The sequence below is a fragment of the Streptococcus cristatus ATCC 51100 genome, from assembly GCF_000222765.1.
In the GTDB taxonomy this organism is placed as follows: domain Bacteria; phylum Bacillota; class Bacilli; order Lactobacillales; family Streptococcaceae; genus Streptococcus; species Streptococcus cristatus.
The window spans coordinates 73,784-100,044 of sequence record NZ_AFUE01000007.1 but is presented as its reverse complement, the minus strand read 5'-3'; the positions used below and the strand labels follow the sequence as shown (position 1 = coordinate 100,044).

At 42.8% G+C, this 26,261-nt stretch carries 29 protein-coding genes and 2 pseudogenes; 29 read left to right on the top strand and 2 right to left on the bottom strand.

Translation table 11 applies throughout. The features are described from left to right. The first annotated feature begins 68 nt into the window (after nucleotides 1–68). From HMPREF9960_RS06015 to HMPREF9960_RS05890, 26 genes and pseudogenes are all read left to right on the top strand, one after another. Nucleotides 69–1,205: an amidohydrolase gene (locus HMPREF9960_RS06015; protein ID WP_005591804.1), complete on the top strand. Its 1,137-nt coding sequence runs from the start codon at nucleotides 69–71 to the stop codon at nucleotides 1,203–1,205. Between the two features lie 204 nt (nucleotides 1,206–1,409). Next, a complete protein-coding gene (locus HMPREF9960_RS06010) occupies nucleotides 1,410–2,243 on the top strand; it encodes a transporter substrate-binding domain-containing protein (RefSeq protein ID WP_005592302.1) in 834 nt (277 codons plus the stop codon). Nucleotides 2,244–2,329: 86 nt separating this feature from the next. Then, on the top strand, nucleotides 2,330–3,205 hold the full coding sequence (locus HMPREF9960_RS06005) for a MetQ/NlpA family ABC transporter substrate-binding protein (protein ID WP_005591806.1): 876 nt from the start codon (nucleotides 2,330–2,332) through the stop codon (nucleotides 3,203–3,205). A gap of 195 nt (nucleotides 3,206–3,400) precedes the next feature. Beyond that, nucleotides 3,401–4,777 carry a M20/M25/M40 family metallo-hydrolase gene (locus tag HMPREF9960_RS06000; protein ID WP_005591807.1) on the top strand — a complete coding sequence of 459 codons (1,377 nt, stop codon included), beginning with the start codon at nucleotides 3,401–3,403 and terminating at the stop codon, nucleotides 4,775–4,777. Beyond that, on the top strand, nucleotides 4,767–5,831 hold the full coding sequence (locus HMPREF9960_RS05995; RefSeq protein WP_005591808.1) for a methionine ABC transporter ATP-binding protein: 1,065 nt from the start codon (nucleotides 4,767–4,769) through the stop codon (nucleotides 5,829–5,831). Before HMPREF9960_RS06000 ends, HMPREF9960_RS05995 begins: the two co-directional genes overlap by 11 nt. A 1-nt stretch (nucleotide 5,832) precedes the next feature. Continuing rightward, the gene (locus tag HMPREF9960_RS05990; RefSeq protein ID WP_005591809.1) at nucleotides 5,833–6,525 is read left to right on the top strand and encodes a methionine ABC transporter permease; all 693 of its coding nucleotides are present in this window, start codon (nucleotides 5,833–5,835) and stop codon (nucleotides 6,523–6,525) included. 512 nt (nucleotides 6,526–7,037) lie between these two features. After that, the gene (locus HMPREF9960_RS05985; protein ID WP_005591810.1) at nucleotides 7,038–7,631 is read left to right on the top strand and encodes an MptD family putative ECF transporter S component; all 594 of its coding nucleotides are present in this window, start codon (nucleotides 7,038–7,040) and stop codon (nucleotides 7,629–7,631) included. A gap of 228 nt (nucleotides 7,632–7,859) precedes the next feature. Beyond that, on the top strand, nucleotides 7,860–8,705 hold the full coding sequence (locus HMPREF9960_RS05980) for an SAM hydrolase/SAM-dependent halogenase family protein (RefSeq protein ID WP_005591811.1): 846 nt from the start codon (nucleotides 7,860–7,862) through the stop codon (nucleotides 8,703–8,705). Between the two features lie 11 nt (nucleotides 8,706–8,716). After that, entirely contained in the window at nucleotides 8,717–9,280 is a 564-nt protein-coding gene (locus HMPREF9960_RS05975) for an ECF-type riboflavin transporter substrate-binding protein (RefSeq protein WP_005591812.1), read from the top strand. Nucleotides 9,281–9,414: 134 nt separating this feature from the next. Continuing rightward, nucleotides 9,415–9,606, top strand: coding sequence for a hypothetical protein (locus tag HMPREF9960_RS05970; RefSeq protein WP_005591813.1), 192 nt, complete (start codon nucleotides 9,415–9,417; stop codon nucleotides 9,604–9,606). Then, nucleotides 9,590–9,787, top strand: a complete 198-nt coding sequence (locus HMPREF9960_RS05965; protein WP_005591814.1) for a helix-turn-helix transcriptional regulator — start codon at nucleotides 9,590–9,592, stop codon at nucleotides 9,785–9,787. Before HMPREF9960_RS05970 ends, HMPREF9960_RS05965 begins: the two co-directional genes overlap by 17 nt. A 19-nt stretch (nucleotides 9,788–9,806) precedes the next feature. Further along, nucleotides 9,807–10,301 (top strand): DUF6773 family protein, encoded by a 495-nt coding sequence (locus HMPREF9960_RS05960; RefSeq protein WP_005591815.1) that lies wholly within the window; start codon nucleotides 9,807–9,809, stop codon nucleotides 10,299–10,301. Nucleotides 10,302–10,345: 44 nt separating this feature from the next. Then, nucleotides 10,346–10,822 carry a DUF6773 family protein gene (locus tag HMPREF9960_RS05955; RefSeq protein ID WP_005591816.1) on the top strand — a complete coding sequence of 159 codons (477 nt, stop codon included), beginning with the start codon at nucleotides 10,346–10,348 and terminating at the stop codon, nucleotides 10,820–10,822. Continuing rightward, nucleotides 10,819–11,496, top strand: coding sequence for a CPBP family intramembrane glutamic endopeptidase (locus tag HMPREF9960_RS05950; RefSeq protein WP_005591817.1), 678 nt, complete (start codon nucleotides 10,819–10,821; stop codon nucleotides 11,494–11,496). The genes HMPREF9960_RS05955 and HMPREF9960_RS05950 overlap by 4 nt, the downstream gene beginning before the upstream one ends. Before the next feature lie 9 nt (nucleotides 11,497–11,505). Continuing rightward, nucleotides 11,506–11,997, top strand: coding sequence for a DUF6773 family protein (locus HMPREF9960_RS05945; RefSeq protein ID WP_005591818.1), 492 nt, complete (start codon nucleotides 11,506–11,508; stop codon nucleotides 11,995–11,997). 136 nt (nucleotides 11,998–12,133) lie between these two features. After that, a complete protein-coding gene (gene trhO, locus HMPREF9960_RS05940) occupies nucleotides 12,134–13,120 on the top strand; it encodes an oxygen-dependent tRNA uridine(34) hydroxylase TrhO (RefSeq protein ID WP_005591819.1) in 987 nt (328 codons plus the stop codon). Between the two features lie 157 nt (nucleotides 13,121–13,277). Beyond that, entirely contained in the window at nucleotides 13,278–14,081 is an 804-nt protein-coding gene (locus tag HMPREF9960_RS05935; RefSeq protein WP_005592268.1) for a helix-turn-helix transcriptional regulator, read from the top strand. Nucleotides 14,082–14,137: 56 nt separating this feature from the next. Then, on the top strand, nucleotides 14,138–14,551 hold the full coding sequence (locus HMPREF9960_RS05930; RefSeq protein WP_005591821.1) for a VOC family protein: 414 nt from the start codon (nucleotides 14,138–14,140) through the stop codon (nucleotides 14,549–14,551). Between the two features lie 9 nt (nucleotides 14,552–14,560). Further along, nucleotides 14,561–14,920, top strand: a complete 360-nt coding sequence (locus tag HMPREF9960_RS05925; protein WP_005591822.1) for a TfoX/Sxy family protein — start codon at nucleotides 14,561–14,563, stop codon at nucleotides 14,918–14,920. 426 nt (nucleotides 14,921–15,346) lie between these two features. Beyond that, nucleotides 15,347–15,955, top strand: a complete 609-nt coding sequence (locus HMPREF9960_RS05915) for a DJ-1/PfpI family protein (RefSeq protein WP_005592293.1) — start codon at nucleotides 15,347–15,349, stop codon at nucleotides 15,953–15,955. A gap of 162 nt (nucleotides 15,956–16,117) precedes the next feature. Then, nucleotides 16,118–17,029 (top strand): DUF4299 family protein, encoded by a 912-nt coding sequence (locus HMPREF9960_RS05910; protein ID WP_005591825.1) that lies wholly within the window; start codon nucleotides 16,118–16,120, stop codon nucleotides 17,027–17,029. 332 nt (nucleotides 17,030–17,361) lie between these two features. Next, nucleotides 17,362–18,123 (top strand): nucleoside phosphorylase, encoded by a 762-nt coding sequence (locus HMPREF9960_RS05905; RefSeq protein ID WP_005591826.1) that lies wholly within the window; start codon nucleotides 17,362–17,364, stop codon nucleotides 18,121–18,123. A gap of 6 nt (nucleotides 18,124–18,129) precedes the next feature. Continuing rightward, a pseudogene (locus HMPREF9960_RS11130) lies at nucleotides 18,130–18,984 on the top strand (ATP-binding cassette domain-containing protein); the annotation flags it as partial. A gap of 27 nt (nucleotides 18,985–19,011) precedes the next feature. Continuing rightward, nucleotides 19,012–19,815, top strand: a pseudogene (locus HMPREF9960_RS11125) (energy-coupling factor ABC transporter ATP-binding protein); the annotation flags it as partial. After that, nucleotides 19,808–20,644, top strand: a complete 837-nt coding sequence (locus HMPREF9960_RS05895; protein ID WP_005591828.1) for an energy-coupling factor transporter transmembrane component T family protein — start codon at nucleotides 19,808–19,810, stop codon at nucleotides 20,642–20,644. The pseudogene HMPREF9960_RS11125 and the gene HMPREF9960_RS05895, both read left to right, overlap by 8 nt. A gap of 45 nt (nucleotides 20,645–20,689) precedes the next feature. Beyond that, nucleotides 20,690–21,274 (top strand): hypothetical protein, encoded by a 585-nt coding sequence (locus HMPREF9960_RS05890; protein WP_005591829.1) that lies wholly within the window; start codon nucleotides 20,690–20,692, stop codon nucleotides 21,272–21,274. 51 nt (nucleotides 21,275–21,325) lie between these two features. Here HMPREF9960_RS05890 and rsmG read toward each other — a convergent pair whose 3' ends face one another. Beyond that, nucleotides 21,326–22,039 (bottom strand): 16S rRNA (guanine(527)-N(7))-methyltransferase RsmG, encoded by a 714-nt coding sequence (gene rsmG, locus HMPREF9960_RS05885; protein ID WP_037586271.1) that lies wholly within the window; start codon nucleotides 22,037–22,039, stop codon nucleotides 21,326–21,328. 276 nt (nucleotides 22,040–22,315) lie between these two features. On the opposite strand from rsmG, the gene HMPREF9960_RS05880 reads away from it, so the two are divergent. Both HMPREF9960_RS05880 and htpX read left to right on the top strand, forming a co-directional pair. Then, a complete protein-coding gene (locus tag HMPREF9960_RS05880; protein WP_037586270.1) occupies nucleotides 22,316–22,873 on the top strand; it encodes a LemA family protein in 558 nt (185 codons plus the stop codon). Between the two features lie 9 nt (nucleotides 22,874–22,882). Then, on the top strand, nucleotides 22,883–23,779 hold the full coding sequence (htpX, locus tag HMPREF9960_RS05875) for a zinc metalloprotease HtpX (protein WP_005592282.1): 897 nt from the start codon (nucleotides 22,883–22,885) through the stop codon (nucleotides 23,777–23,779). Nucleotides 23,780–23,837: 58 nt separating this feature from the next. On the opposite strand, the gene HMPREF9960_RS05870 is transcribed toward htpX, so the two are convergent. After that, a complete protein-coding gene (locus tag HMPREF9960_RS05870) occupies nucleotides 23,838–25,061 on the bottom strand; it encodes an MFS transporter (RefSeq protein ID WP_005591833.1) in 1,224 nt (407 codons plus the stop codon). A 245-nt stretch (nucleotides 25,062–25,306) separates the two neighbouring features. On the opposite strand from HMPREF9960_RS05870, the gene rsmH reads away from it, so the two are divergent. Beyond that, nucleotides 25,307–26,257, top strand: coding sequence for a 16S rRNA (cytosine(1402)-N(4))-methyltransferase RsmH (gene rsmH / locus HMPREF9960_RS05865; protein ID WP_005591834.1), 951 nt, complete (start codon nucleotides 25,307–25,309; stop codon nucleotides 26,255–26,257). Nucleotides 26,258–26,261: the final 4 nt, after the last annotated feature.

Genomic DNA, 26,261 nt, shown 5'->3' with positions numbered 1-26,261 from the left:
TATTTTTGTTTCCTAGTCTAGCTTTGTGTTATACTGGAGGATAAATATGTAGAATAAAGGAGCCTGCCATGAAACAATTCTATGATAAATTAGTAAAAACACGTCATTATCTTCATCAGCATCCAGAGTTGTCTGGCCAAGAATATGAAACGACGGCCTTTCTAAGCCGTTATTTGCAAGACTTGGGGATAAAAATCTTGGACTCTGGCCTAGAGACGGGCTTGATTGCCGAAATCGGTCAGGGAGAACCAGTTATCGCCTTGAGAGCAGATATTGATGCCCTGCCCATTTTAGAGCAGACAGGTCTGCCTTACGCTAGCCAAAATCCTGGTGTCATGCATGCCTGCGGTCATGATTTTCATCAGACTAGTCTTCTGGGAGCGGCGGAGTTGCTTAAGGCTATGGAAGAAGATTTACAGGGAACCATTCGCCTGATTTTTCAGCCAGCTGAGGAAACCTCCCAAGGAGCCAGTCAAATTCTGGCTACGGGTTTGCTGGACGATGTAGTTGCGATTATCGGTTTTCACAATATGCCCCAGTTAAAAGCTGGGCAATTGGCCTTGAAGCCGGGAGCTATGATGGCAGGCGTGGAAAAGTTTAAGGTGACTGTGGAGGGAGTCAGCAGCCATGCGGCTCGGCCGGACCTGGGAGTGGATACGGTGCTGACCTTGACCAGCATGATTCAAAATCTCCAAGCTCTAGTTTCTCGGACTGTTTCGCCCTTTGAGCCAGTTGTTTTATCGGTGACCCACATTGAAGCTGGGGCGACTTGGAATGTTCTGCCGCAAAATGGCTTCTTTGAAGGCACGATTCGTTGTTTTAATCCTGATTTGCAAAAGCGTTTGAAGGCAGATTTTATCCGTATTGTGGAGCATACGGCGGAGAATTTCGGTGCTAAGGTCACTATTGTCTGGGATCAGACTCCGCCAGTGACCTATAATGATCCAGAATTAGCCGAGCTTGTTTTTAAAAACTCCCAGAACATCGGGGAGTTACTGCCTGCTCAGCCGTCTTTAGCTGGCGAAGACTTTGCCTTTTATCAAGAAAGAATCCCTGGTGTCTTTGCTTTTATCGGCTCAAATGGTGCAGCAGATGCGCCTGATCTGCACCATGATAGCATGATGATTGATGATGCAGCCTTTCAGGTTTCTGTTCCTTACTATGTCGAAAACGCTCTCTTTCTCCTCAAACACTATAAGAAATAACTATAGTCTTTCATAGAAAATAAGAACTAGGCAAGCTCCTCTTCTTTTGTTATCATAGAAAAACAAGATTTCGATATTTTCAAATAGTTTGAATAATCGAATCAGTGATAAAGAAAATCTATCACCTTGATAAAAAATATATAATGGTCAGGATTTTCGACTTTTGGTATGATAGAAACATGCTCTTTAGGAGGAGATAGAGATATGAATATTAAAAAAATATTGAAATACACTGCTACTGCTGTGGTAGGAAGTCTTGCAGTTGGGTTGCTTGTAGCCTGCTCATCTTCTGCAAGTAAAGATAGTGCTACAAAGAAAAAGACGATTGAAGTCGGAACGGTTGGAACAACTAAGCCTTTCTCTTATGAGGATAAGGACGGAAAACTAACTGGTTACGAAATTGAAGTGCTTCGTGAAATCTTTAAAGGTTCAGATAAGTACGAAGTCAACTTCAACAAAACCAAATGGGCTTCTGTTTTCTCTGGCTTGGATAGTGACCGCTACCAAATCGGTGCCAATAACATCAGTTATTCAGAAGACCGTGCTGGTAAATACCTCTATACCAACCCTTACGCTAAAAACCCAACCGTCTTGGTGGTTCGTAAAGGAGTGAATATCAAGTCGCTGGACGATATCGGAGGCAAGTCTACTGAGGTTGTTCAAGGTACTTCAACAGCCAAACAACTGGAAAAGTACAATGAAGAACACAGTTCAAATCCAACAACCATCAACTATACAGATGGTACAATCCAGCAAATCTTGGCTAATTTGAATGATGGCCGCTCAGACTACAAGATCTTTGAACGTATCACAGTAGATACTATCATCAAAGACCAAGGTTTAGATAATGTCGAAGTGATTGAACTTCCAAGTGACCAACAACCGTATGTCTATCCGATCCTTGCTTCAGGACAAGAAGAGCTTCAAACCTTCATGAACAAGCGGATCAAGGAACTCTACGAGGATGGAACACTTGAAAAATTATCAAAAGAATTCTTTGGCGGCACTTATTTGCCAGATGCCAAGGATATTAAGTAAGTTCTGATGTTCTTTGCCCTAAACAATCAGAAATAACTTACAACCCTTTCATTAGAAAAAAATATATTTTATAAGGAGATTATCTCATGAAATTGAAAAAATGGTTTGGTGCAACGGCACTCTTAGCTGTAGCAGCATTTGGTTTGGCAGCTTGCTCGTCTTCAACATCTAAAGACGCTAAGTCAGCAGACAGTGCAACAGTGACTGTAAAAGTTGGTGTGATGAGCCTCAGCGATACAGAAGAAGCGCGCTGGAACAAGGTTCAGGAAATCCTTGATAAGGATAAAGCAGGTGTTAAATTGGAGTTTACCCAATTTACAGACTATTCTCAACCTAACCAAGCAGTTCGTGACGGCGATGTAGATATCAATGCCTTCCAGCATTACTACTACCTGAAAAACTGGAATAAAGAAAACAATGCTGATTTGGTGTCTGTAGCAGATACATATATCGCACCAATCCGCCTTTACTCTGGTACTAAAGATGGTAAAAACAAATATACTGATGTAAAAGATATTCCAGAAAACGGAAGCATTGCCGTACCAAACGATGCAACAAACGAAAGCCGTGCCTTGAACCTTCTTCAAGCAGCTGGTTTGATTAAGTTGGACGTAGATTCAACGAAGCTTGCGACTGTTGCTAACATCAAAGAAAATAAGAAAAACTTGAAAATTTCTGAATTGGATGCTTCTCAAACAGCAGCTTCTCTTACTTCTGTAGATGCAGCGGTTGTCAACAATACCTTCGTTCGTGAAGCTGGTATTGACTACAAGAGCGCTCTTTACAAAGAAAAGACAGATGAAAATTCTAAACTGTGGTACAACTTGATTGCTGCTAAGAAAGATTGGGAAAAATCTGACAAGGCAGACGCTATCAAGAAAATCATCAAGGCTTACCATACTGACGAAGTTAAAAAAGTCATTGAAGAGTCTTCAGATGGTATGGATCAACCAGTTTGGTAAGATTTTATAGAAAATAATTGAAGATAGAAAGGGCGGGGAATGGATTTCTCCAGCCCTTTATCTGCTATTAGTTAGAGTTTTTATTGGCAGAGATGATTTGGCAATTTTTGATGGAGAGCTGTAGACTTACAAGATAGCAGCTTTCGTGAATCATCGCAGATCATCTTTAAACAGTGCGATTAGTAGGAGTTATACATGCCTTTCTCAACTGAGAGTGAACAAATTAAAAAGTTTGAAAATGACGAGGTGGCCCAACACTATTTTGAGGTGTTGCGGACTTTGATTTCTAAAAAGTCTATCTTTGCCCAGCAAATTGGGCTCAAGGAGGTAGCTACCTATCTGGGAGAAATTTTCACTGCCGCGGGTGCTAAAGTGATGATTGATGACAGTTACACGGCTCCCTTTGTATTGGCAGAGTTTCAGTCGGACAATCCTGAGGCCAAGACTATCATTTTCTATCACCACTATGATACAGTGCCGGCCGATAATGACCAGCCTTGGACCAACGCCCCCTTTACTCTATCGGTCCACTACGGTGTCATGTATGGCCGCGGTGTCGATGATGACAAGGGACACATCACTGCACGTTTGACAGCGGTGCGTAAGTATATCCGAGAGTACGGTTCGCTGCCAGTCAATATCATCTTCATGATGGAGGGAGCAGAGGAGTCGGCTTCGACAGACTTGGATAAATATCTGGCTAAGCATAAGAAACATTTGCGGGGAGCAGATTTGCTGGTCTGGGAGCAGGGCACACGTAATAATCTAGGCCAGCTAGAGATTTCTGGTGGAAATAAGGGCATTGTCACCTTTGATATGTCTGTTCGTAGTGCAGAAGTCGATATCCATTCTAGTTATGGGGGCGTCATCAATTCTGCTTCTTGGTACTTGATGGATGCTATCTCTAGCCTGCGTAGTGCTGACGGTCGAATTTTGGTTGAGGGCATCTATGAGCAAGTAGAGGAGCCCAATGAGCGAGAGCTGGCTTTGATTGCCCAGTACGCTCTGAAAACACCAGAAGAGTTGAAGGAAATTTACGGCCTCCAGCTTCCAGTCTTGAAGGAGGAAAGGCAGGAATTTCTGCGTCGCTTCTATTTTGAGCCAGCCATTAACATTGAAGGCTTCGGTTCGGGCTATCAGGGACAAGGAGTCAAAACCATCCTCCCAGCATATGCATCTGCCAAGATGGAAGTACGCTTGGTACCAGGCTTGGAGCCCCATGATGTCTTGGACAAGATTCGCAAGCAACTGGACAAAAATGGCTATGATAAGGTAGAATTAACTTATACATTGGGAGAAATGAGCTATCGTAGCGATATGAGTGCCCCTTCTATCCTGAATGTGATTGAACTGGCCAAGGATTTTTATCCAGAAGGCATCTCAGTGCTTCCAACATCGGCAGGAACAGGGCCTATGCATACAGTCTTTGAGGCTTTGGAAGTTCCGATGGCTGCCTTTGGCTTGGGAAATGCCAACAGTCGAGATCATGGTGGCGATGAAAATGTCAAGATTGCCGATTATTATACCCATATTGAATTAATCAAGGAGTTAATCAGAAGTTATGAGCAATGAAATTATCAAATTAGACCGTATTGATGTCACTTTCACGCAGAAAAATCGTGTCATCAAGGCGGTTGAAGATGTGACCATTCACATCAATCAGGGAGATATTTACGGTATCGTGGGTTATTCTGGTGCCGGAAAGTCAACTTTGGTGCGGGTTATTAATCTTTTGCAGAAGCCATCTGCTGGTCGCATTACTGTGGATGGAACAGTGTTATACGACAAGGAGACTGTCCAGCTGAATGCGGCTCAACTGCGGGAAAAGCGCAAGGACATTGGCATGATTTTCCAGCATTTCAATTTGATGGCTCAGATGACGGCCAAGGAAAATGTCGCGTTTGCCTTGAAGCACTCAACTCTGTCTGCTGCTGAAAAAGAGGAGAAGGTTCGCAAACTTTTAGAACTGGTTGGTCTGGAAGATCGAGCGGATAATTATCCGTCTCAACTGTCTGGTGGGCAGAAGCAGCGCGTGGCGATTGCTAGAGCTCTGGCCAATGATCCAAAAATCTTGATTTCAGATGAAGCGACTTCGGCATTGGATCCTAAAACAACCAAGCAAATTTTAGCCTTGCTTCAGGATTTAAATCAAAAGTTGGGGCTGACGATCGTACTCATCACGCACGAAATGCAGATTGTCAAAGATATTGCTAATCGTGTAGCTGTTATGCAGAATGGAAAACTGATCGAGGAAGGATCGGTCTTGGATATCTTTACCAATCCACAGAACGAATTGACCCAAGACTTTATCACAACGGCAACAGGTATCACTGAAGCGATGGTGAAAATCAATCAGCAGAAGATTGTGCAAGATCTGCCTGCGGATTCTGTTTTGGCGCATTTGAAGTATGCTGGTACGGTGACAGATACAGCTATTATCAACGATATTTACAAGCAGTATCAAGTTTCAGCCAACATTTTACATGCTAACATTGAGATTTTAGACAATGTGCCTGTTGGGGAAATGGTAGTCATTTTGTCAGGAAATGCAGAAAATCTTGCGTCTGCTCAAAGCAATTTACAAGCTGCTGGCGTAGAATTAAAGGTGCTTAAGGGAGGAATTTAGATTGATAGACTTGATTAAAACATTTTTGCCTAACGTCTATAAGATGGGCTGGGCTGGTCAGGCTGGCTGGGGCACAGCGATTTATCTGACCCTTTATATGACAATTATTTCCTTCCTGATCGGTGGGATTCTAGGCTTGATTGCTGGACTTTTCCTGGTATTGACAGCGCCAGGCGGCATTTTGGAAAATAAAACAGCCTTTTTCATCTTGGACAAGGTCACATCCATCTTTCGGGCAATTCCCTTTATCATCCTCCTAGCTTTGATCAATCCTTTCACACGGATGATTGTAGGGACAGGGATTGGACCAACAGCAGCTTTGGTGCCACTATCTTTGGCGGTCTTTCCTTTCTTTGCTCGTCAGGTGCAGGTGGTCCTATCAGAATTAGACCGCGGTGTGATTGAAGCAGCGCAGGCAGTTGGGGCTAACTCATGGGATATCATTGGCGTTTACCTGCGTGAAGGCTTACCAGACTTGATTCGGGTGACAACAGTGACTCTAATCTCGCTAGTAGGTGAAACGGCTATGGCGGGAGCGATCGGTGCAGGCGGCCTTGGGAACGTAGCGATTGCCTACGGTTATCAACGTTTCAACCAAGACGTGACCATTTTAGCGACTGTTTTGCTCTTGCTTCTTATCTTCTTTATCCAGTTTCTGGGAGATTTCCTAACTAGAAAGATCAGTCATCGCTAGACAGAGAGTGGGACAGAAATCGGTAATTCGTTAGAATTCGATTTCGTCGTCCCACCTCCGCACAGTTGAGTAGGGCTGTAAAAGCTGATGAAATCAGCGTAATAGAACCCACTCAACCACTGCGTCTTGCTCGACAATCCAAAGACAATTGAGAGGCTAGGACTTTTGTCCCAGCCTCCTTTTGTCAGCTATCTTCCTTTGAAAAGTCTGAAAGTTTAATTTACATTCTATTTTCATAATGCTATAATAAATAAAGCTAAGTATAGAAAAATAGCATAATATATTACTTATTGGCAGTGCTGGATTTTGCCCATGCCGAGGAAAGTTGATTTAATAAACAACTAGTTTTCCTAGGAAGAAAGCTTATCAAGGATGCTAGATCTACAAACCTTGCTAGAACTTCCTCCTGCAGGAAGGATGGCAAAGCATGAAATGCGCATTTGCACGTATCAAGGATATAGCTATCAATAGTTTTATGAAGTTTTAGCTTCACAATTAGAAAGGATTCAATAATGACATCGTTAACGCTGAAAGAGTTGAAATGGACGGGAGTCTTTGCTCTGCTCTACTTTCTCTGTGTCGGACTAGGAGTACTAGTAGGGCACTTTTTTGACAATGCTGGCAATATGCTCTATGCTCCAGTCTTTGCTGCAGTTTTTGGCGGAAGCGTTTATATGTTGCTGCAAAGCAAGATTAAAAAATTTGGAGCGATCAGCTTAGTAGGCCTAATAATGGGAGGATTTTTCCTCCTATCTGGTCATTTTATGATTGCTGGTCTGCCGGGCTTGGTGTTCGGTCTCTTGGCAGACACGATTGCAGGCTTGGGCAAATACGAAAATAAATTCTGGAGTCTGCTTTCCTTTGTTTGTTTCTCTTTTGTCAATTCGGGGCCTATTATCCTCATGTGGTTAGCGCGTCAGGCTTATATTGATAGCTTGGTGACGCGTGGGAAGACAGCGGAATACATCAATCGGATTTTGCTGCCGTTGGATTTCCCGACCATTGCTAGTTTTATCGTGATGGTAGTGGCAGGTGCTTTAATCGGTGGCCTGCTGGGTCAATATCTGGTAAAGAAACGCAGTGAAAAAGCTGATTTTCAGTCATAAAAAAGTTAAGCAAGACGAAAGCTGCTGGATTTTCCTATTTTAGCTTGCTCAAGGAATTATTCTGACATAAGTCCGATCCTGAAAAATGCTTTCATCTTGCATGCTATATCCTTGAGAAATAGACGGTTATAAAAAAAATCTATGCCTCCAGCTCTAGCGAAAAGAGCCTAATTTTGGTAAGATTAGAAGACTTGGAGAATATCAGGCTCAAGGCCTGGGAGGAATAAGATGAACAATATATTAGTGCTGCAGTCGGACTTCGGTCTGGTAGATGGAGCAGTGTCGGCTATGATTGGAGTGGCTTTGGAGGAATCACCAACGCTGAAAATCCATCATTTGACCCATGACATCACCCCTTACAATATTTTTGAGGGCAGTTACCGTCTCTTTCAAACGGTAGATTATTGGCCAGAGGGAACAACTTTTGTTTCAGTCGTGGATCCGGGAGTGGGTTCCAAGCGGAAAAGCGTAGTTGCTAAGACCAGCAAAAACCAATATATCGTGACACCTGATAATGGTACTCTGTCCTTTATCAAACAGCATGTCGGTATCGTAGCTATTCGTGAGATTTCAGAAGTGGAAAATCGCCGCAAGAATACCGAGCATTCTTATACCTTCCACGGGCGAGATGTCTATGCCTACACGGGTGCCAAGCTAGCTAGCGGCCATATTAGTTTTGAGGAAGTTGGCCCAGAGTTGAGTGTCGAAGAAATTGTTGAAATCCCTGTTGTCGAAACACGGATAGCAGATAATTTGGTCAGTGGAGCCATTGATATTTTGGATGTTCGCTTTGGCTCGCTTTGGACTTCGATTACGCGCGAGGAATTCTGCACCTTGGAGCCAAACTTTGGCGACCGTTTTGAAGTCACTATCTACAACAATGACATGCTGGTTTATCAAAACCAAGTGACCTATGGCAAGTCCTTTGCGGATGTCCGCATTGGTCAGCCGATTTTGTACATCAATTCCCTCTATCGAGTGGGCTTGGCTATCAACCAAGGTTCCTTTGCCAAGGCCTACAATGTCGGTGTCGGTGCTCAATGGCATATTGAGATTAAACGTATAGAGAATTAAAGGAGAATATTATGAAAAAGAAGTTTTTAGATACAAAGTTTACCATTAAAGAAGTCGTTGCAACGGGGATTGGAGCTGCACTTTTTGTAGTTATCGGAATGATTAGCATTCCAACACCTGTCCCAAATACCAGTATTCAGCTGCAATATGCGGTTCAGGCCCTCTTCAGTGTCGTTTTTGGTCCCTTTGTTGGCTTCCTGATGGGCTTGATCGGCCACATTATCAAAGACGCTATGGCTGGCTACGGTCTCTGGTGGTCATGGATTATCGCTAGTGCCTTCTTTGGTTTCATTCTTGGTTTGTTTAAAAATCGCATTCGTGCAGCAGAAGGTGTTTTTGAAGTGAAGGACATCGTCAACTTCAATATCTTCCAGCTTTTGGCCAATGCTTTTGTCTGGCTCTTGATCGCTCCGATTGGCGATATCTTGATTTATAGCGAGCCAGTCAATAAGGTCTTTGTGCAAGGCTTTGTAGCAACTCTGTCCAATGGAGTGACAGTTGCCGTAGCAGGAACCCTGCTCTTACTAGCCTACGCCCGTACTCAGACTCGCTCAGGCAGCCTTAAGAAAGATTAATCAAATTAGATAATTAAAGATTGGGAAAGTCCCAATCTTTTTTTGTACAAAATAAAAAACAAAATGTAATTTATATATTGCATTATTTAAAATATATTGTATAATGTACTTATGAAGATGAAAGGAGCGCAGATATGAATAAGAAAGTAAGTGTCCTGCTTATCTGTCTTGTATCGGCGATAGTTCTACCAGTTGTTGGCACGATTCAGAAAAATCAAACCTTTATCATACTTGCTTTTAGTAATGTCGCCCTTTGCTGTACTTTCTATGCCGTAGGTGAGCAAAAGAAATACGAAAAGGATGGTGGCCATGGCAAAAAATCTTAGGTTAAAAATGGCAAGGGCTGAGCATGACATGACCCAAGGAGACTTGGCTGATGCTATTGGTGTGACTCGTCAGACCATTGGCCTGATTGAGGCAGGCAAGTACAATCCCAGTCTCAGTCTATGCTTGGCCATTTGCAAATGTCTCAATAAAACGCTGGATCAGTTGTTTTGGGAAGAATAGGAAGAAAGTGAGAAAGAAAATGAAGGACAAACCACAAAAAGTCTATACAGACGAGCGGACTTTACAACTTGAGCGAAAATTAGGAAATGAAGTTGCATTTTTTGCGATTATCTGGCTCCTTATCTCTATTTTTATCAAAATCATGATTTGGCATGTGCCAGTAGAAGGCTACTTACCAGAAATTCTGATTATTTTGGCTATGGAAATCTATGCTGGCATTCGTAGCTGGCAGTTGGGCCTTGACATCAGACGCGACAAGCCATCTATTGGGCATAGGAGTTTCAGAAGTCGTTTGGCTAACGGAGCTATCTTAGCGATTGTAATCGTGGCTGTTCAGATGTGGAGTGGAAATTCAGCTCTTCGACCATTCTTTCGCCATCATCCAATCTTGCAATTTATTTTTATTGTAGCTTTGATAACTGCCTTTTCTAGTATATTTGATCAGTTGGTCGATTATTTTTATCAGAAGAGACAGGTTTTATTGGACCAAGAACTAGAAAATGATGAGAATTAGAATCAATGAATCTTTAACTTATAAATAAGAAAGTGAGAAAGAAAATGAAGAAGCAGCCTGTTATAAAAGATGAACGAACAGAAAAATTGGACGGCAAAGTTGCGGGAGAGTTAGTACTAGGAATGTTCCTCTTCTTGGCTATCTCTGTATTTTTCAAAGCCTATATCCTCCATCTAAGCTTGCTGGCCTATCTGCCAGAGGGTATTCTGCTTACGCTAGTAGGTCTATATGCCTTGCTTCGTCGCGTAAGCCTAGGCGTTGATGTTCGCGATATGGTGAGAGAGGAAAAATGGCCAGAGCGTTTTGGCGGTGGCATTGTCTTCGTTCTCATCCTTATAGGCATTGATTTCTTGGGTCAGCGAGAAAGTCTGGCCAGCATGTTCAGCATTTTGTATCTGCTCAAGCTGGCTCTTGCAATGCTACTGTTTATGCTTGGAAGCTTGACCATGGACAAGATCAGTCTTTACCTAAACGGCAAAGGTCAGGCAAAGCTCGATCAGGAATTGGAGGATGAAGAATGACTTGGTGGAAACGATTGATCTGGGGTAGTTGCGCTTTCTTAGCCTTAGGCTTGTATGTCCTCCCTATGCTGTTTCAGCAGATAGCAATCATTTATCAATTTCCCAAACAGTGGACCATCGGTCTTGGGCTTTTGCTGATTTTCCTGGTCTGGCTGGTCTTTGTCGTGGTAGCAAAGAAAACTGGAATTTTATTTCCGTCTGGGAAAATCTTTCAAAAAGGAGATGGGAAGCGAATTGCTCTAGGCCTCTTAGGCATGTTGCTCATATCTGTCCTTGGGACGGTATTACTCCGATGGCTGCATGGAGAAGTGACAACGGCTAATCAGGCGTCTCTGATGGAGGAGTTCCGAAGAGGAGATATAGTTTTATTGTCCATCATGCTTGGAGTTTTAGCGCCTATCGCAGAAGAAATTATTTTCCGCGGCATTATTCCTCTAAAAATCTTTAAAGGCTATGAAAGCTGGGGCTACATCATAGGCGGACTGCTTTTTGCGATTTTTCATGGTCCAACCAATATCATGTCTTTTGTGATTTATGGCGGTGCTTCTGTGATTTTGACCTTGCTGGCTTATCGAACTCGGCGCTTGGAAGTCAGTATTGCAGTTCACATGTTAAATAACGGACTTCCTGCCATTCTTATGTTGTTAATCCCTATTTTTGGAGTAGAAGTATAGGAGCTTGAAATGAAAATGAAACTTATTAAACGTCAAATTTTAGACGAACGGGAAGAGCAGCTGGTCAACAAAGCTGGTATGGAGAGTTTCAGTCTCATGCTATGTGGTAGTTTAGCTTTATATATGGGTTCTGTAGCTATGAATGGGGGAGTCGTTCACTATCAGCCCTTCTTGGTACTGATTCTCATCACCAGCTTTTATTTTATGTGTCGAGCTCAGTATCTGGGGGCTAATTATTACAATAGTTTCAGTCTGACCATCTGGGGTGTGCTGGCTGCGACAGTATTTCTGACTCTTTTGATTGCCTGCCAGAATTTTCAGCTCAATCATACTATTTATCATAATAGTATTTTTCACCCCATGTTTCTTTTGGTCATTTTGGTTACATTTTGCATTCATCTTCCCTTGATGCTGCTGGTCAATATTTTCTTGGAGTATATAAACAAATGGCAGAAAAAACGCTTTGAGAAGTATTTGGAAGAATTGGAGAAAGAGGGCTAATCTGCTTCTCTGCGTAGAGATTCCAGCTCTGCTATTTTCCAAACAAATTTTTTGCCCAGTTTTTTCAATCAGGTTATAATAAATAGATGAATTAAAAAATTCAGAAAATTTATAGAGAAATGAGAGTTGAAATCTTATGGCAAAAGATATTCGCGTCCTACTTTACTACAAATATGTTCCGATTGAGAATGCTGAGAAATTTGCAGCTGATCATCTGGCCTTCTGTAAATCCATCGGTCTGAAAGGCCGTATTCTAGTGGCAGATGAGGGAATCAACGGAACGGTTTCTGGCGATTATGAAACCACTCAAAAATACATTGATTATGTGCACAGCCTTCCGGGCATGGAAGATCTTTGGTTCAAGATTGACGAAGAAAATGAGCAAGCTTTCAAGAAAATGTTTGTTCGCTACAAGAAAGAAATCGTGCACTTGGGCTTAGAAGACAATGATTTTGACAATGACATCAACCCACTTGAAACAACGGGTGCTTACTTGTCTCCAAAAGAGTTCAAAGAAGCCCTTCTTGATGAAGACACTGTTGTCTTAGACACTCGTAACGATTACGAGTACGATCTAGGACATTTCCGTGGTGCCATTCGCCCAGACATCCGCAACTTCCGCGAATTGCCGCAATGGGTGCGTGATAATAAAGAGAAGTTCATGGACAAGCGCGTGGTTGTTTACTGTACCGGTGGTGTTCGTTGTGAGAAATTCTCAGGCTGGATGGTACGTGAAGGATACAAGGATGTCGGTCAGCTTCATGGTGGTATCGCGACTTACGGCAAGGATCCAGAAGTCCAAGGTGAGCTTTGGGACGGTAAGATGTATGTCTTTGATGAGCGTATCTCCGTTGATATCAACCATGTTGATCCAGTTGTGATTGGGAAAGACTGGTTTGACGGTACTCCTTGCGAGCGCTATGTCAACTGTGGCAATCCAGAGTGTAACCGCCGCATCCTGACCTCTGAAGAAAACGAAGACAAGTATCTCCGTGGCTGCTCTCATGAATGCCGTGTTCACCCTCGCAACCGTTATGTGGCTGAAAACGGCCTGAGCCAAGCAGAAGTGATGGAGCGTTTGGCTGCGATTGGAGAAAGCTTGGAAACACTGGTAGCTCAGTAATTTAATCGTGAAGATAAAAAACTTTAGATGTTTCAAGTGTCTAAAGTTTTTCATTATTTATTTGCAGCTTAGCTTTTCTTTATTCAGGTTTTGATTTTTTGTCCTTTCTTTTTGATGTGATATAATGGGCTTAAATAAATGGGAAAGGAGCAAGTCTATGTCTAAAACTATCATGGAAGAAGTGGCAGCCTATCTTCGTCAGCATGCAGATGAAGAGCTGAGTCTGACTGATTTGGCTCAGCATTTCCACTATAGTCCTTCCCATCTATCCAGAACTTTCAAGAAAAAGATGGGCTTTTCTATCAAGCAATATATGGAAGCTCTTAAGATGGAAAAAGGGATTCAGGAGATTGTGGAAGGTCGGCAAAATGTGACGGAGACCTCCATGGAAGCTGGTTATGATAGTTTAGGCAGTTTTTCCAATACTTTTAAGCGGCATACTGGACTTTCGCCTAAAAAATATTACATGGAATCAACCAAGGCTTATGATTTTATGGTCAAACAGCTGGATGAGAAGGGAGCTTTGTTGCATCAGGATCCCGACTGTAAAAGTGGCAATCGGTTGACAGTGGCGCTATCTTATCCTGAGGGGTATGAACCACGCATTAGCTGTGTCGGGCTTTTTAAAACCCGCATTCCCAAAGAAGAGCCAGTTATCGGAGTAGCACTTAGTCAGGAGAGACAGTTTACTTTTGAAAATGTACCCGATGGCCACTACTATCTTTTGGCTTGTGAATTGCTGGAGGATTTACGCCTAACTAAAAACTATGTCTTAAAGCATAACTTTCGCTGGGGCAGCGATGAGTCTCTCACTTTTTCAGGCGATAGCATCTATCAGGAGGAAATCAGCATGCGCAGGCCCTTGCCCAGCGATCCACCTATTACAGTTAATCTTCCAGTTTTAATCATGCGTTCCCTAGCCAAACAAGCGCAATTGAGAATAAGAAAATTTTTATCTTAATTGATAAACTGATACTAGAGATTTATTCTCAGTTATAAACAATTGGAGGAACAATAATGAAATTAGACGTGTTTTTAAGTTTTAATGGTCAGGCCGAAGAAGCTTTTCGTTTTTATGCAGATCTTTTTCAGACTGAGATAAAGGGACTTGCACGAGCCAGTGAGATGATGGATCCAGCAAACCTTCCCGCAGAAAAACGGGATAAGCTTGCCTGGATTGCCTTAGATACGGGAAACTTGACCCTGAATGGTGAGGATGTAGGTGTTTTTAATGACCTATCTATTCCTAGCAATCATCAGCCCAATCAATGGTTGGTTCTGAGTCCAGATAGTAGAGAAGAAGCCGATGAGCTCTTTGCTAAGCTTGCTGAAGATGGGCAAATTCTCTATCCTTTAGAGGAACAAGCTTTCGCAGAGTTTTATGGTCGCTTGATTGACCGTTTTGGTATCGGCTGGGATGTGATGAAATGAGGCAGAAGGATGGCTTATAGTGAATCCTTAGCCCAGCAAGTCCGTGCCATTTTAGCTACTGAACTTCCTCCTCATGTTTTTGAAGAAGAGGTAGAAGAGAAGAAGATGTTTGGTGGCTTGGCTTTTATGGTCCGAGGGAAGATGACCGTTACTGTGAGTTCGAGAAGTCAAGAGCTTGTCATGGTACGCATCGGTAAGGAATTGGAAAAGCAGGTTCTGCCTAAAAATGGTGCTAGCGTGACTTTAATGAAGGGTAGGCTTTATCATGGCTATATTGATTTAGATGGCGAAGGACAAAAAGAACTGTCTTACTGGATTAAGCTAGCTTTGGCCTACAATCAGGAGTTGAGCCAATCGTCTGAAACTTAATAAAGAAATAATAAAGAAGAAAGTCTAGCTAAATTTTGATTCAGCAGGCTTGTCTTCTTTTTTAATACAAATGTTTATATACTTTTGCACTAGATATCCCGTTAATTGAGAGTCTAGAAGATTATTAGACTTGTTGGTATAAAAAATGAGTTTTGCCTTACTATGATATGCTAAGAATAAGCAAAAACTATCCCAATCTCGTTATTTTAGGTATAATAGTAGCCAGAGGTGATCTTATGGGAATTCTATTATTTCTATTTATTTTAGGTTTAATCTTTTTATTCTATTTTGTAGGTTTTATAATTAAGCTGATTCTAGGGATCGTCTTCTTTGTTATTGGTTTGGTGGTACTTTTATTCCTACTGGGGCGTTATCGAAAGTAGAATAAGTGACTGCTATGAACCAATGGAAAATGAGAGGAGATCAATGTTAAAAATAGAGCAACCAATTACGATGGTTTCATTTCTCTTTGATGATTTTGAGACCCTAGATTTGATGGGGCCAGTAGAGTTTTTAGCTACTTTACCCAATGTAGAGACGAAATATGTCTCCCTTGATGGTGGTCTGATTTCTAGTCGGCAAGGTTTTCAAATCATGACGGATAATTTTAAAAGCTTACCTCCCAATTCTCTTCTCTTATTGCCTGGTGGTCAAGGTGTCAGAAAGATGGTGGAGGATAAGATTTTCCTATCTTCGCTAGAAAAGGCTGTCCAGCAAGCTGAGTTGGTCTTAAGTATTTGTACAGGAGCAGCTCTTTTAGCTCAGATTGGTCAACTCAAGGGGCGTAAAGCCACTAGCAACAAGCTTGCCTTGTCTTGGGTCGCTTCACATGATAGAGAAGTCCTTTGGCAAGATCAAGCACGCTGGGTCGTAGATGGGAAGTTCTACACTTCGTCAGGTGTCTCGGCTGGTATGGATATGTCCTTAGGCTTTGTGGCTAATTTCTGGGGTCAGGACTTGGCAGAAGAATTGGCTAAAAAAGCAGAATACGTGTGGCAAAACAAGGCTGACCAAGACCCTTTTTCTAGTAAATAAAGAGCAATCTGAGGAGATCGGATTGTTTTTTTAGTGATTGTGTAATTTGTACTGCCATGTCAAAATGAAGAATTAAAAATGGAAAAGCTTGTTTCATATTCTAATTTTCCCCATAGCAATTTATGCTATAATATAGTTAAAATATGGTAGGGGCATTATTTTATGAGTATTACATTTTCTATTCCAAATAAACGGGGGTTTCTAGGATTTCAGAAAGTTTTAAAAATCAGTGAATTGCTTGGATTTGTTGATGGACTGGAACCCCACCCTATACAGAAAGAGTTTATGTACCTTGGACTAGATAAGCTTGCTCTATTGAAATGCTGGGTTCCTGCAAAGTCAGGCCGTTATATTGACTTGGAATATGATAAGACTCAACAAACTTACAATGTGCGGATTCTGACTCCTTCAAGACTTGCTGATTGGTCTCAGACCCTTACTTTGATTTCTAAGTTATCAAGTCGTTTGGGGACAAGCATCCGTGATGAACATGGTAGAGAATATAGCAGTTCAAGTGTCTGGGACTACCCTTATCAAGAGGACATAGTTTTTGGCTTGGAGGACTTTCTAAAATCAGGCTATGAGCTTGTGTATCAAGATGGTATTCGGAGAACGCTTGCCCTGAGTCCACATCTGGTGGAAGGTTTATTGAAGGCAGATAATCCTGCTCAGAGTTATAGTGATTTTTTCACCACTCGACAGTATATTGGTGCCTATGACGCTCAAAGTAAATTTTATGGAAGTGAGCAGAGTGAAAAAATTTTAGGGACCTATACGCTAACTGCTGGTGTTGATACAATCCTTCCTCTCGTACCTACTCTCGCACCAGAAGATACTGAATATATTGATGAATCAAAACTTAGCTGGTGCTGTAATCTGGTCGGATGTGATGATGCAGACCCGGACAATCTGGAGAAATTCTTTATTTACAAGAGAATTTCATATTCAGATTTTTTGGACAAGCTTCCTGAAAATATGACACAATTATTTGATGCTGAGAAAGTTCTTGTTTCTGCTATGACTTTTGCCCAAATGAAAGCTCTCTTTGAAGATTGCCAGGAGTTTGTTTTGTAGTCTTTGTTCATGCCAAAACTGGACTCAGCCAGTTTAGCTTCAGCTTCTATTATGGATAAATAATCTTTTTATGTGAAAATTCTTGTTCAGATTGACTGCCCTCCGATAGCTAGATATTAATCTAGCGCATGGGGGCAGTTGCTTTATCCCAATTTTTTTGTTTTGAAATGCGCTTGAGCCCATCCTTGCTATAGAGTCTGCCTATATCCTTGGCTAGCTAGAAAATATGCTGGTGATAGTCAGGAGCCTGCTTTTTTATGATACAATAGTAGGATAGAGTCAGTGGAGATTAACTGGCTATTTTATGCTAAAGAAATGGACAAAAGAAGTTTATGATTCTTGAAGAGTTTGACCAAAACCGTAAGGCCATCATCAATCCAGAGGATTTGATAGAGCCTATTGAAGGCTTTCCTCAGACGGCAGTGTCCTGCTTTGCTCGGGAGACCTTTGCCCGAATGTTGGCGGATTTTGACCATGAGTTGATTACGACGACGTCTATGGCTAACATTGAAATTCCTATCTATCGGGTTTTTGCGGATGGGCAGGAGCTAGCTCTTTTCAACGCTCCAGTTGGGGCTTCTGCTTGTGTGGCTATTCTGGAAGATTTGATTGCTTTTGGTATGAGAAAGCTGGTTCTCTTTGGGACTTGTGGTGTGCTGGACGAGGATATCAAAGCAACATCCGTCATTATTCCGACAGCAGCCTTGCGCGATGAGGGGACTAGCTATCATTACCAGCCGGCTAGTTCGGAGATAGCGGTCAATGTCGGCTTGCAGGATTTTCTCGTGAATTTCCTTGAACAGCGAGGGATTTCCCATAGCTTGGGAAAGGTTTGGACGACCGACGGTATTTTCCGAGAAACTGCGGACAAGCTGCGCAGGCGAAAAGAGGCGGGAGCTATCTGTGTGGATATGGAGTGCTCGGCTGTAGCAGCTCTGGCGGCCTTTCGTGGCGTTCAAGTTTGCCAGTTCTTTTATGCGGCGGATCATCTGTCTGAGGAGGCTTGGGATATGCGCAACCTGGCTAATCACGCGGACTTAGACGAGAAAGACAAGGTGGCCAATCTGGCGATTCAGATCGCTCTGGCCTTATAGAAAAACATGAAAAAACCAATTATTCAATTTGAAGATTTTAGTTTTCAATATCAGGCTCAGTCGGAGCCAACTTTGAAGCATATCAATCTGACCATTTATGAAGGGGAAAAGGTGCTGCTGATTGGGCCGTCTGGCTCTGGTAAGTCAACCTTAGGTCAGTGTCTCAACGGCATTATTCCCAATATTTACAAGGGACAGGCCAGTGGCCAACTCTTGATTAAGGGGCAGCCAGCCTTTGATAGCAGTATTTATGACAAGTCAAATCTTGTCAGCACGGTTTTGCAGGACACGGATGGTCAGTTTATCGGACTCAGTGTAGCAGAGGATCTGGCCTTTGCTCTGGAAAATGATATGGTGGAATTGCCCTTGATGCGGGAGAAAGTCATCCGTTGGGCGAAGCAACTAGACCTAGAGCAGCTTTTGGACCATCGTCCTCAAGACTTGTCTGGTGGGCAGAAGCAGCGGGTCAGTCTAGCGGGTGTCTTGATCGATGAGAGTCCAATTTTGCTGTTTGATGAGCCTTTAGCTAATCTCGATCCCAAGTCTGGTCAGGACACGATTGACTTGATTGATCAGATTCACAGGGAAGCTGCGACCACGACCATCATCATCGAACATCGCTTGGAAGACGTTCTTTATCGACCTGTTGACCGAGTTGTCCTTGTCAATGATGGGCAAATCCTCTTTAACGGCGCGCCGGATGATCTGCTCAAGACAGAGCTTTTAGCGGAAAATGGGATTCGAGAACCTCTCTATATCACAGCCTTGCGGCAGCTTGGTTTCGATGTGGCAAGCGCGACTCATCTGGCTGATTTAACAAAGCTGGAACTTACAGGACTTTCGCAGAATCTGACCGACCAAAAAGCAGAGCAGGTTGACAATCGTCACGAAGCTCTTTTAGAGCTCGATCATGTTTCCTTTGCATATCAGAGTAATCAACCTATTTTGCAGGATATCAGTCTGAAGATTTTCAAGGGTGAGCGGATAGCCATCGTTGGGAAAAATGGTGCTGGCAAGTCTACTCTAGCCAAGACTCTCTGTCGTTTTATTGATACAGAAGGGGAGTATCGTTGGCAGGGACAGGATATCAAGGGAGACTCTATCAAGGAGCGAGCGGAGCGGATTGGCTATGTCTTGCAAAATCCCAATCAGATGATTTCGACCACAATGATCTTAGATGAAGTGGCTCTGGGACTGCGGTTGCGTGGTTTGGCAGAGGTAGAAATTGAAGAAAGGGTTCATGCTGTTCTCAAAACTTGCGGTCTCTATGAATTCCGCAGTTGGCCGATTTCAGCCCTGTCTTTTGGTCAGAAGAAGCGGGTGACCATTGCTTCTATTTTGGTGCTGAATCCAGAGATTATCCTTTTGGATGAGCCAACAGCTGGTCAGGATCAGCGCCATTATACAGAAATGATGGACTTTCTCGATGAGCTAAACCAGCAGGGGCACACGATTATCATGATTACCCATGATATGCAGCTCATGCTGGATTATTCGGATCGGGCCATCGTGGTGGTGGACGGCCAGATTTTAGCAGACCAGTCGCCTGCTCAGGTCCTGTCCGATCATGAGTTGATTGCAGCGGCCAATTTAAAGGAAACATCGATTTTTAGCCTAGCTGAGAAGCTGGGAGTGGATCCGCTAGCTCTGACTCAATTTTACATGCGAAAAAAGGAGGAAAGTCATGTTTAATCAACAGAAATTGATTGGCTACCATGCCGGAAAGACTTTTCTCCATACTCTTTCTGGTGCTAGCAAACTAATCTTTTTTATCCTGGTTTCGGTGGCAGCCATGATGAGCTACGATACGCGCTTCCTCCTTCTTGTGGCGCTAGCTTCCCTGATTTTATTTCGAGTGTCTGAGATTCGGCTGAAAGACATTTCTTTCGTTTTGGCTTTTGCGGGAACCTTTGCAGGGCTGAATATTCTCATGGTCTATCTCTTTGCCCCTCAGTATGGGGTGGAAATTTACGGAGCCAAGGATTTGCTCTGGACAGGCTGGGGAGCTTATAATCTCACGCTTCAGGAGCTCTTTTATCTCTTGAATCTTTTGCTCAAGTATTTCTCAACGATTCCCCTAGCGGTGATCTTTCTCATGACCACCCATCCCAGTCAATTTGCTTCCAGTCTGAATCAAATCGGCCTTTCTTATAAGATTGCTTATGCGGTCAGTCTGACCCTGCGGTATATTCCAGATTTACAGGAGGAATTTTACCTCATCAAGATGTCTCAAGAGGCGCGTGGGCAAGAATTATCCAAAAAGGCTCCCCTTAGCAAGCGGGTCAAGGGCAATCTGCAAATCGTCATTCCCCTGATTTTCAGCTCGCTCGAGCGAATCAATACTATCGCAACGGCCATGGAGCTGCGTCGCTTTGGGAAAAACAAAAAGCGGACCTGGTACACCCAGCAAGCCTTCGGAAAACTAGACAAACTTGTAATCATGGTATCCGTCCTTCTACTAGCCCTCAGCCTTCTTCTTTTCGTTGTCAATCAAGGACGGTTTTATAATCCTTGGGCCTAGGATCGAGGTGGGAAACGAGCCATGTTTGGATTGAGAGGATAATTGGTGCAAGAAAAAATAAATCTTAAATTTTATAAGGAATTACTTTTTCCTGTTTTTTGTGGTCTAGGGGCTTTCGTTTTGCTCTTGGCTTTGTCACAGACAGATGAAGTCGGGGGGAGAATGACCCTGATTTCAATCATCTTGCTAATGGCGATGAGCGGTCTCTTTACTTGCCTTGCTATAGTCAATAGGGAAAAGAGTTTGCGACGCTGTCAAGAACTTTATTCTCACTTTCCAGAGCTGGAAAAGGATCTTCAACTGATTTATAGCGACTCTCGTTATGCGCGTGAAAGCTTATCTCTCTATCTCTACAAGGATGCCATCATACGGGTGGATGCTTATTTCCAATTTCTCATGCTTTCTGATTTAATTGATGTGACCATTAAGATTGAGGAAGTGCAAGAAACAAAGTATGCAAAAGTTCATCACCTGTATCTGTATTACAATCCAATGAGTTCTAACAAAGATATTCGTCTGGCTTTTGGACCTTATACGGATCAAAAATATATTGACTTATTACAGTTTTTAGATGTGATAAATCAAGTTGCTCCTCGGATTCGAATCTATAATGAAGCTGTGGAAAAATAATATGGTTTAACAAACATAAAAAATCAGGCAAGGATTGCCTGATTTTTCTTTTTATAATGGTCTTTTATTTGGCATACCGGCCTTGCGGGGGTATTTATTGGGCGTTTCTTTCTTCTTTTCAACCACTGTGATAAAGCGGGGATCACCGTTTGGTAGGGCATAACTGAGGTTGTCTTGGACCTTGCTAAAGAGTAAGTTGAGGGCATTTTTTGCTTCTTCCAGTTCTTCAGGAGCGTTGGAAGCCTTGAGTGCTAGGAGCTTCCCGCCAACTTTTAGATAGGGAATGGTCAGTTCAGATAGGACTTGCATCCGAGCGACTGCACGGGCAGTCACTAGGTCAAATTGAGCTCGAAAGGCCTTGTCCTGAGCAAAGTCTTCTGCACGGCCGTGGTAGAAGTGAACCTTGTCCAACTCCAGCTCTTCTGCAAGTAGTTTTAGGAAGTTGATTCGTTTGTTAAGGGAGTCAATGATGGTTACATCCAGCTGGGGACAGATGATTTTCATAGGGAGGCTAGGAAAGCCGGCACCGGCTCCGATATCTAATAGCTTAAGCTCTTGATTATCAATCAGGCCTTGCAAAACGGGTGCAATTGAATCATAGAAATGCTTGAGATAGACCTCATTTTTTTCTGTGATAGCTGTCAGATTGATTTTTTCATTCCATTCGACCAAGAGTTCAAAATAACGCTCAAACTGGTCTTTCTGGCGATCGGTCAGCTCAATTCCCTGCTGGCTTAGTAGCTGGTAAAATTCTTGCGGTGTCATAGTTTCATCCTTGTTTTCAGTATTCATCCTATTATATCATAAAACGGGGCAGGGTGCTTCTGATGATTGGCTTCTTGGGTACCCAAGGATTAGATACTGACTTGCTCTGATTTCTAGAAAAGTGAAGAAGCTTTTTCTAGATTTCTGACTATTTTAGCGCTTGAATATTATTTAAGATAAGCCTATTTTACTAGATGACATGTCAAGAAAGACAGGTTGAGCTTTTTTTGTTATAATAGGTGCAATCAAATCATAAGGAGTATCTTTATTATGTCCATGTTTTTAATTATTATTGCAGTTGTGGCAGTTGTAGCTATTTTCGTGATTTCTGTTTACAATGGTCTTGTTAAAAGCCGTATGCAGACTCAGGAAGCTTGGAGTCAGATTGATGTCCAGCTCAAGCGCAGAAATGACCTGATTCCCAACCTTTTAGAGACGGTTAAAGGTTATGGGAAATATGAGAAATCAACCTTTGAAAATGTTACTCGATTGCGTAACCAAGTAGCTGCTGCCTCATCACCTGCCCAAGCTATGGAGGCTAGTGATGCCCTGACTCGTTCGATTTCTGGTATCTTTGCAGTTGCTGAAAATTACCCAGACCTTAAGGCAAATACAAACTATTTGAAACTTCAGGAAGAGTTGACAAATACAGAAAATAAGATTGCTTATTCTCGTCAGCTTTACAATTCAGTAACCAGCAACTACAATGTCAAAATGGAAACTTTCCCAAGCAATGTTATTGCAGGTATGTTTGGCTTCAAAGCAGCAGACTTTTTGAAGACACCAGAGGAAGAAAAGGCTGTTCCTAAAGTGGATTTTAGCGATTTGGGGTAGGTGGCCACTATGTTGTTTGACCAAATTGCCAGCAATAAAAGGCGCACTTGGGTTCTCCTCGTCGCCTTCTTTGCTCTTTTAGCTTTGATTGGGGCAGCTGTCGGCTATCTTTGGCTCGATTCTCCCTTTGGTGGGATGGCCATTGCTTTCATCATCGGTGGTATTTATGCTGTCAGTATGATTTTTCAGTCCACAGAGATTGTCATGTCAATGAACGGTGCAAGGGAAGTTTCCGAGCAGGAAGCGCCTGAACTTTATCACGTTGTGCAGGATATGGCTATGGTGGCTCAGATTCCTATGCCTCGGGTCTACATCATAGAAGATGCTTCACCCAATGCCTTTGCGACTGGCTCAAAGCCTGAGAATGCGGCAGTGGCTGCCACAACTGGCTTGCTTGCCCTCATGAATCGTGAAGAGCTTGAAGGTGTAATGGGGCATGAAGTCAGTCATATTCGCAATTATGATATTCGCATTTCGACGATTGCAGTGGCACTTACAAGTGCTGTCACGATGCTGTCTAGCATGGCTGGGCGCATGATGTGGTTTGGCGGTGGTGGCCGTCGAAGAAACAATCGGGACAATGACAATGGCTTAGGAATTGTTTTGATGATAGTCTCTCTGCTGGCTCTTCTCTTGGCGCCGCTTGCTGCAACATTGGTGCAGTTGGCTATTTCCCGTCAACGTGAGTATCTGGCAGACGCTTCAAGTGTTGAGCTGACCCGCAATCCTAAGGGCATGATCAATGCCCTGCTGAAGTTAGACAATAGTCAACCTATGGAGCACCATGTAGATGACGCCAGTGCAGCCCTCTATATCAATGATCCTAAGAAGAAGGGTGGCTTGCAAAAGCTCTTTTATACTCACCCACCAATTTCTGATCGGGTGGAAAGATTGAAAAATATGTAAGAAAGAAGGAAGCCTAGGCTTCCTTCTTTTTTGTATTAAATTATGACGATTTTTAACTCTAGTTATTTTTGAGACTGAGTAGAAGGCAGACACCGCTAAGCAGAGAGAAGACCAACCAAGCGCTTCCCATATTCCACAGACCAAGGCTGGTAAAAAGCATGCTTCCCAGTGGAATGGAAAAGGTAAAGAGCATGGTAAGAAAGTTGGAGGTTTGGGCTAATACTTCCGCGGGAAGTTTACTCAGTAGCATGCTGTTGATTTTAGGATTGATTTTTCCAGAGATGTACATGAGAAAGGTAAGAAAGAAAATTCCTAAGAGAGCAGGAGCTTGGAGTAAATTGCTGAGTCCTAGGAGGAGCAGAGCTAGCGAGCACCAAACGACGAGTCTCATCAGAGAGAGCTTGGAAAAATAATCATTTGAGAAGGCACTGGCAGAGATAATCCCAATCACTGTGCAGGACTCGATGACTAGCAGAGACTGGCTCAGATTCAGCCCCCAAAATGGGTGATCCAATAAATAGAGGTTGTAGAGTCCCATGATAGAGCCGGCCAATGCGTTTAAGAGGAGGACTTGAAGCAGCACTAGCAGGAAGTTTCCGATTTTTTCTTGTTCAAAAATCATTTGGACATTCTGGTAAAGGTCTTTCATCTGAGTCTTGAAAGGGAGTTTTTTCTCTGCAATGGCTGGGGCATCATGGGTGAGTTTTTGGCGGATCAGATAGAGGGTACTTGAGGAGAGTAGGAAGCAGAGGGCGTTGATGAGGGCGACCATAGCGAAATTCTGCTGGCTGATACTAAGTAACCAGACGCCCAAGGCTTGCCCAGCAAAATTTCCTAAAAAAGTGAGAAGTTGAGTGAAAGAGTAAGCTTCCATCAAATCTTTCTCTTCTATATTTTTCTGTAAGATAGGCATCTGTAAGCCACTGCGATAGTCGCTGATAATGTCAGAAAAAATATTGAGAAAGCAGACGGTAGCAAAGGCGAGGTAGGAGGCAGACTTGGTCAGGAGGGCGACTAGAATGAAGAGGAAGGCTTGCAGATAACCTAGATGGATAAGCCAGCGAGCCTTTTGACGGGTTTTGTCAGCTTGCATACCGACAAAGACCGTGAAAAAGGTAGGAACAAGAACGATAAAGTTGGCAATACCGACTGCAAACTTGGGTTGGGGCATGCTAGAAGCAAATACGATAAAAACGATATTATAGATAGAAGAGCCTAGGATATTAAAGATCCGTGACAGACTGATAAAGGAAAATAGTCTATTTCGTAAAGCAAGTTTCATAATAAATCTCCTTGGGGACGAATTAATTTTGGAATGTGAAAGAATTCCAACTCGCAATGCATTGGTAGTTATGATTATAGCAGAATATGGCATGCCCGCAAGGTCTTTTCGCTGACTGGTAGAAGCTGGTAAGCTAAGTGGTAAAAATCTAAAAGTGACTTGCAAAGGCTATAAGGTGGCCTATCAAAAGCTGATATATTCTTTTAGATTTTTTTTATACATGAATGTGATATAATAGATAGGATATGACAAAAGAATTTCATCACATTACTGTACTTCTTCACGAAACGATTGACCAGCTTGATGTTCGATCAGATGGCATCTATGTTGATGCGACCTTGGGCGGAGCTGGTCACAGCGAGTATCTTTTGAGTAAGCTGGGAGATAAGGGACATTTGTATGCCTTTGACCAAGATCAGACTGCGATTGATAATGCAAAAAAACGTCTGGCTCCCTATATTGAGCGGGGCATGGTGACCTTTATCAAGGATAATTTCCGCAATCTCAAGACTCGTTTGAATGAAGTAGGGGTCGAGAAGATTGATGGAATTTGTTACGACTTGGGCGTATCTAGTCCGCAGCTAGATGAGCGGGAGCGCGGTTTTTCTTATAAGCAGGACGCTCCGTTGGATATGCGGATGAATCAAGAAGCTGCCTTGACAGCTTACCAAGTTGTAAATCAATATCCTTACAACGATTTAGTCCGTATTTTTTTCAAATATGGTGAAGATAAGTTTTCCAAGCAGATTGCCCGTAAGATCGAGCAAGCGAGAGAAATCAAACCCATCGAAACGACGACAGAGCTGGCCGAAATTATCAAATCAGCCAAACCTGCTAAGGAACTGAAGAAAAAAGGTCATCCAGCTAAGCAGATTTTTCAGGCTATTCGGATTGAGGTCAATGATGAGTTGGGGGCGGCCGATGAATCCATTCAGCAGGCCATTGATTTGTTGGCTGTAGGTGGTCGTATTTCAGTGATTACCTTTCATTCGCTGGAGGATCGTCTGACCAAGCAACTGTTTAAAGAAGCCTCAACCGTAGATGTTCCCAAGGGACTGCCTTTCATTCCAGATGATTTGCAGCCCAAGCTGGAGTTAGTTTCACGCAAACCTATTTTACCAAGTAAAGAAGAATTAGAAGCCAATAATCGCGCCCATTCTGCGAAGTTGCGCGTGGCTAGGAAGGTGCATGAGTAAGTTT

What these genes read in the sequence shown, in the direction of transcription:
- HMPREF9960_RS05985 (WP_005591810.1), top strand. Translation starts at nt 7,038, where the DNA reads ATGACATCGTTAACGCTGAAAGAGTTGAAATGGACGGGAGTCTTTGCT.
- HMPREF9960_RS05915 (WP_005592293.1), top strand. Translation starts at nt 15,347, where the DNA reads ATGTTAAAAATAGAGCAACCAATTACGATGGTTTCATTTCTCTTTGAT.
- HMPREF9960_RS06005 (WP_005591806.1), top strand. Translation starts at nt 2,330, where the DNA reads ATGAAATTGAAAAAATGGTTTGGTGCAACGGCACTCTTAGCTGTAGCA.
- HMPREF9960_RS05945 (WP_005591818.1), top strand. Translation starts at nt 11,506, where the DNA reads ATGAAAATGAAACTTATTAAACGTCAAATTTTAGACGAACGGGAAGAG.
- HMPREF9960_RS06000 (WP_005591807.1), top strand. Translation starts at nt 3,401, where the DNA reads ATGCCTTTCTCAACTGAGAGTGAACAAATTAAAAAGTTTGAAAATGAC.
- HMPREF9960_RS05975 (WP_005591812.1), top strand. Translation starts at nt 8,717, where the DNA reads ATGAAAAAGAAGTTTTTAGATACAAAGTTTACCATTAAAGAAGTCGTT.
- HMPREF9960_RS05965 (WP_005591814.1), top strand. Translation starts at nt 9,590, where the DNA reads ATGGCAAAAAATCTTAGGTTAAAAATGGCAAGGGCTGAGCATGACATG.
- HMPREF9960_RS05895 (WP_005591828.1), top strand. Translation starts at nt 19,808, where the DNA reads ATGTTTAATCAACAGAAATTGATTGGCTACCATGCCGGAAAGACTTTT.
- HMPREF9960_RS05925 (WP_005591822.1), top strand. Translation starts at nt 14,561, where the DNA reads ATGGCTTATAGTGAATCCTTAGCCCAGCAAGTCCGTGCCATTTTAGCT.
- HMPREF9960_RS05880 (WP_037586270.1), top strand. Translation starts at nt 22,316, where the DNA reads ATGTTTTTAATTATTATTGCAGTTGTGGCAGTTGTAGCTATTTTCGTG.
- HMPREF9960_RS06015 (WP_005591804.1), top strand. Translation starts at nt 69, where the DNA reads ATGAAACAATTCTATGATAAATTAGTAAAAACACGTCATTATCTTCAT.
- HMPREF9960_RS05935 (WP_005592268.1), top strand. Translation starts at nt 13,278, where the DNA reads ATGTCTAAAACTATCATGGAAGAAGTGGCAGCCTATCTTCGTCAGCAT.
- rsmG (WP_037586271.1), bottom strand. Translation starts at nt 22,039, where the DNA reads ATGACACCGCAAGAATTTTACCAGCTACTAAGCCAGCAGGGAATTGAG.
- HMPREF9960_RS05870 (WP_005591833.1), bottom strand. Translation starts at nt 25,061, where the DNA reads ATGAAACTTGCTTTACGAAATAGACTATTTTCCTTTATCAGTCTGTCA.
- HMPREF9960_RS05960 (WP_005591815.1), top strand. Translation starts at nt 9,807, where the DNA reads ATGAAGGACAAACCACAAAAAGTCTATACAGACGAGCGGACTTTACAA.
- HMPREF9960_RS06010 (WP_005592302.1), top strand. Translation starts at nt 1,410, where the DNA reads ATGAATATTAAAAAAATATTGAAATACACTGCTACTGCTGTGGTAGGA.
- HMPREF9960_RS05930 (WP_005591821.1), top strand. Translation starts at nt 14,138, where the DNA reads ATGAAATTAGACGTGTTTTTAAGTTTTAATGGTCAGGCCGAAGAAGCT.
- trhO (WP_005591819.1), top strand. Translation starts at nt 12,134, where the DNA reads ATGGCAAAAGATATTCGCGTCCTACTTTACTACAAATATGTTCCGATT.
- rsmH (WP_005591834.1), top strand. Translation starts at nt 25,307, where the DNA reads ATGACAAAAGAATTTCATCACATTACTGTACTTCTTCACGAAACGATT.
- HMPREF9960_RS05970 (WP_005591813.1), top strand. Translation starts at nt 9,415, where the DNA reads ATGAATAAGAAAGTAAGTGTCCTGCTTATCTGTCTTGTATCGGCGATA.
- HMPREF9960_RS05910 (WP_005591825.1), top strand. Translation starts at nt 16,118, where the DNA reads ATGAGTATTACATTTTCTATTCCAAATAAACGGGGGTTTCTAGGATTT.
- HMPREF9960_RS05950 (WP_005591817.1), top strand. Translation starts at nt 10,819, where the DNA reads ATGACTTGGTGGAAACGATTGATCTGGGGTAGTTGCGCTTTCTTAGCC.
- HMPREF9960_RS05980 (WP_005591811.1), top strand. Translation starts at nt 7,860, where the DNA reads ATGAACAATATATTAGTGCTGCAGTCGGACTTCGGTCTGGTAGATGGA.
- HMPREF9960_RS05955 (WP_005591816.1), top strand. Translation starts at nt 10,346, where the DNA reads ATGAAGAAGCAGCCTGTTATAAAAGATGAACGAACAGAAAAATTGGAC.
- HMPREF9960_RS05995 (WP_005591808.1), top strand. Translation starts at nt 4,767, where the DNA reads ATGAGCAATGAAATTATCAAATTAGACCGTATTGATGTCACTTTCACG.
- HMPREF9960_RS05905 (WP_005591826.1), top strand. Translation starts at nt 17,362, where the DNA reads ATGATTCTTGAAGAGTTTGACCAAAACCGTAAGGCCATCATCAATCCA.
- htpX (WP_005592282.1), top strand. Translation starts at nt 22,883, where the DNA reads ATGTTGTTTGACCAAATTGCCAGCAATAAAAGGCGCACTTGGGTTCTC.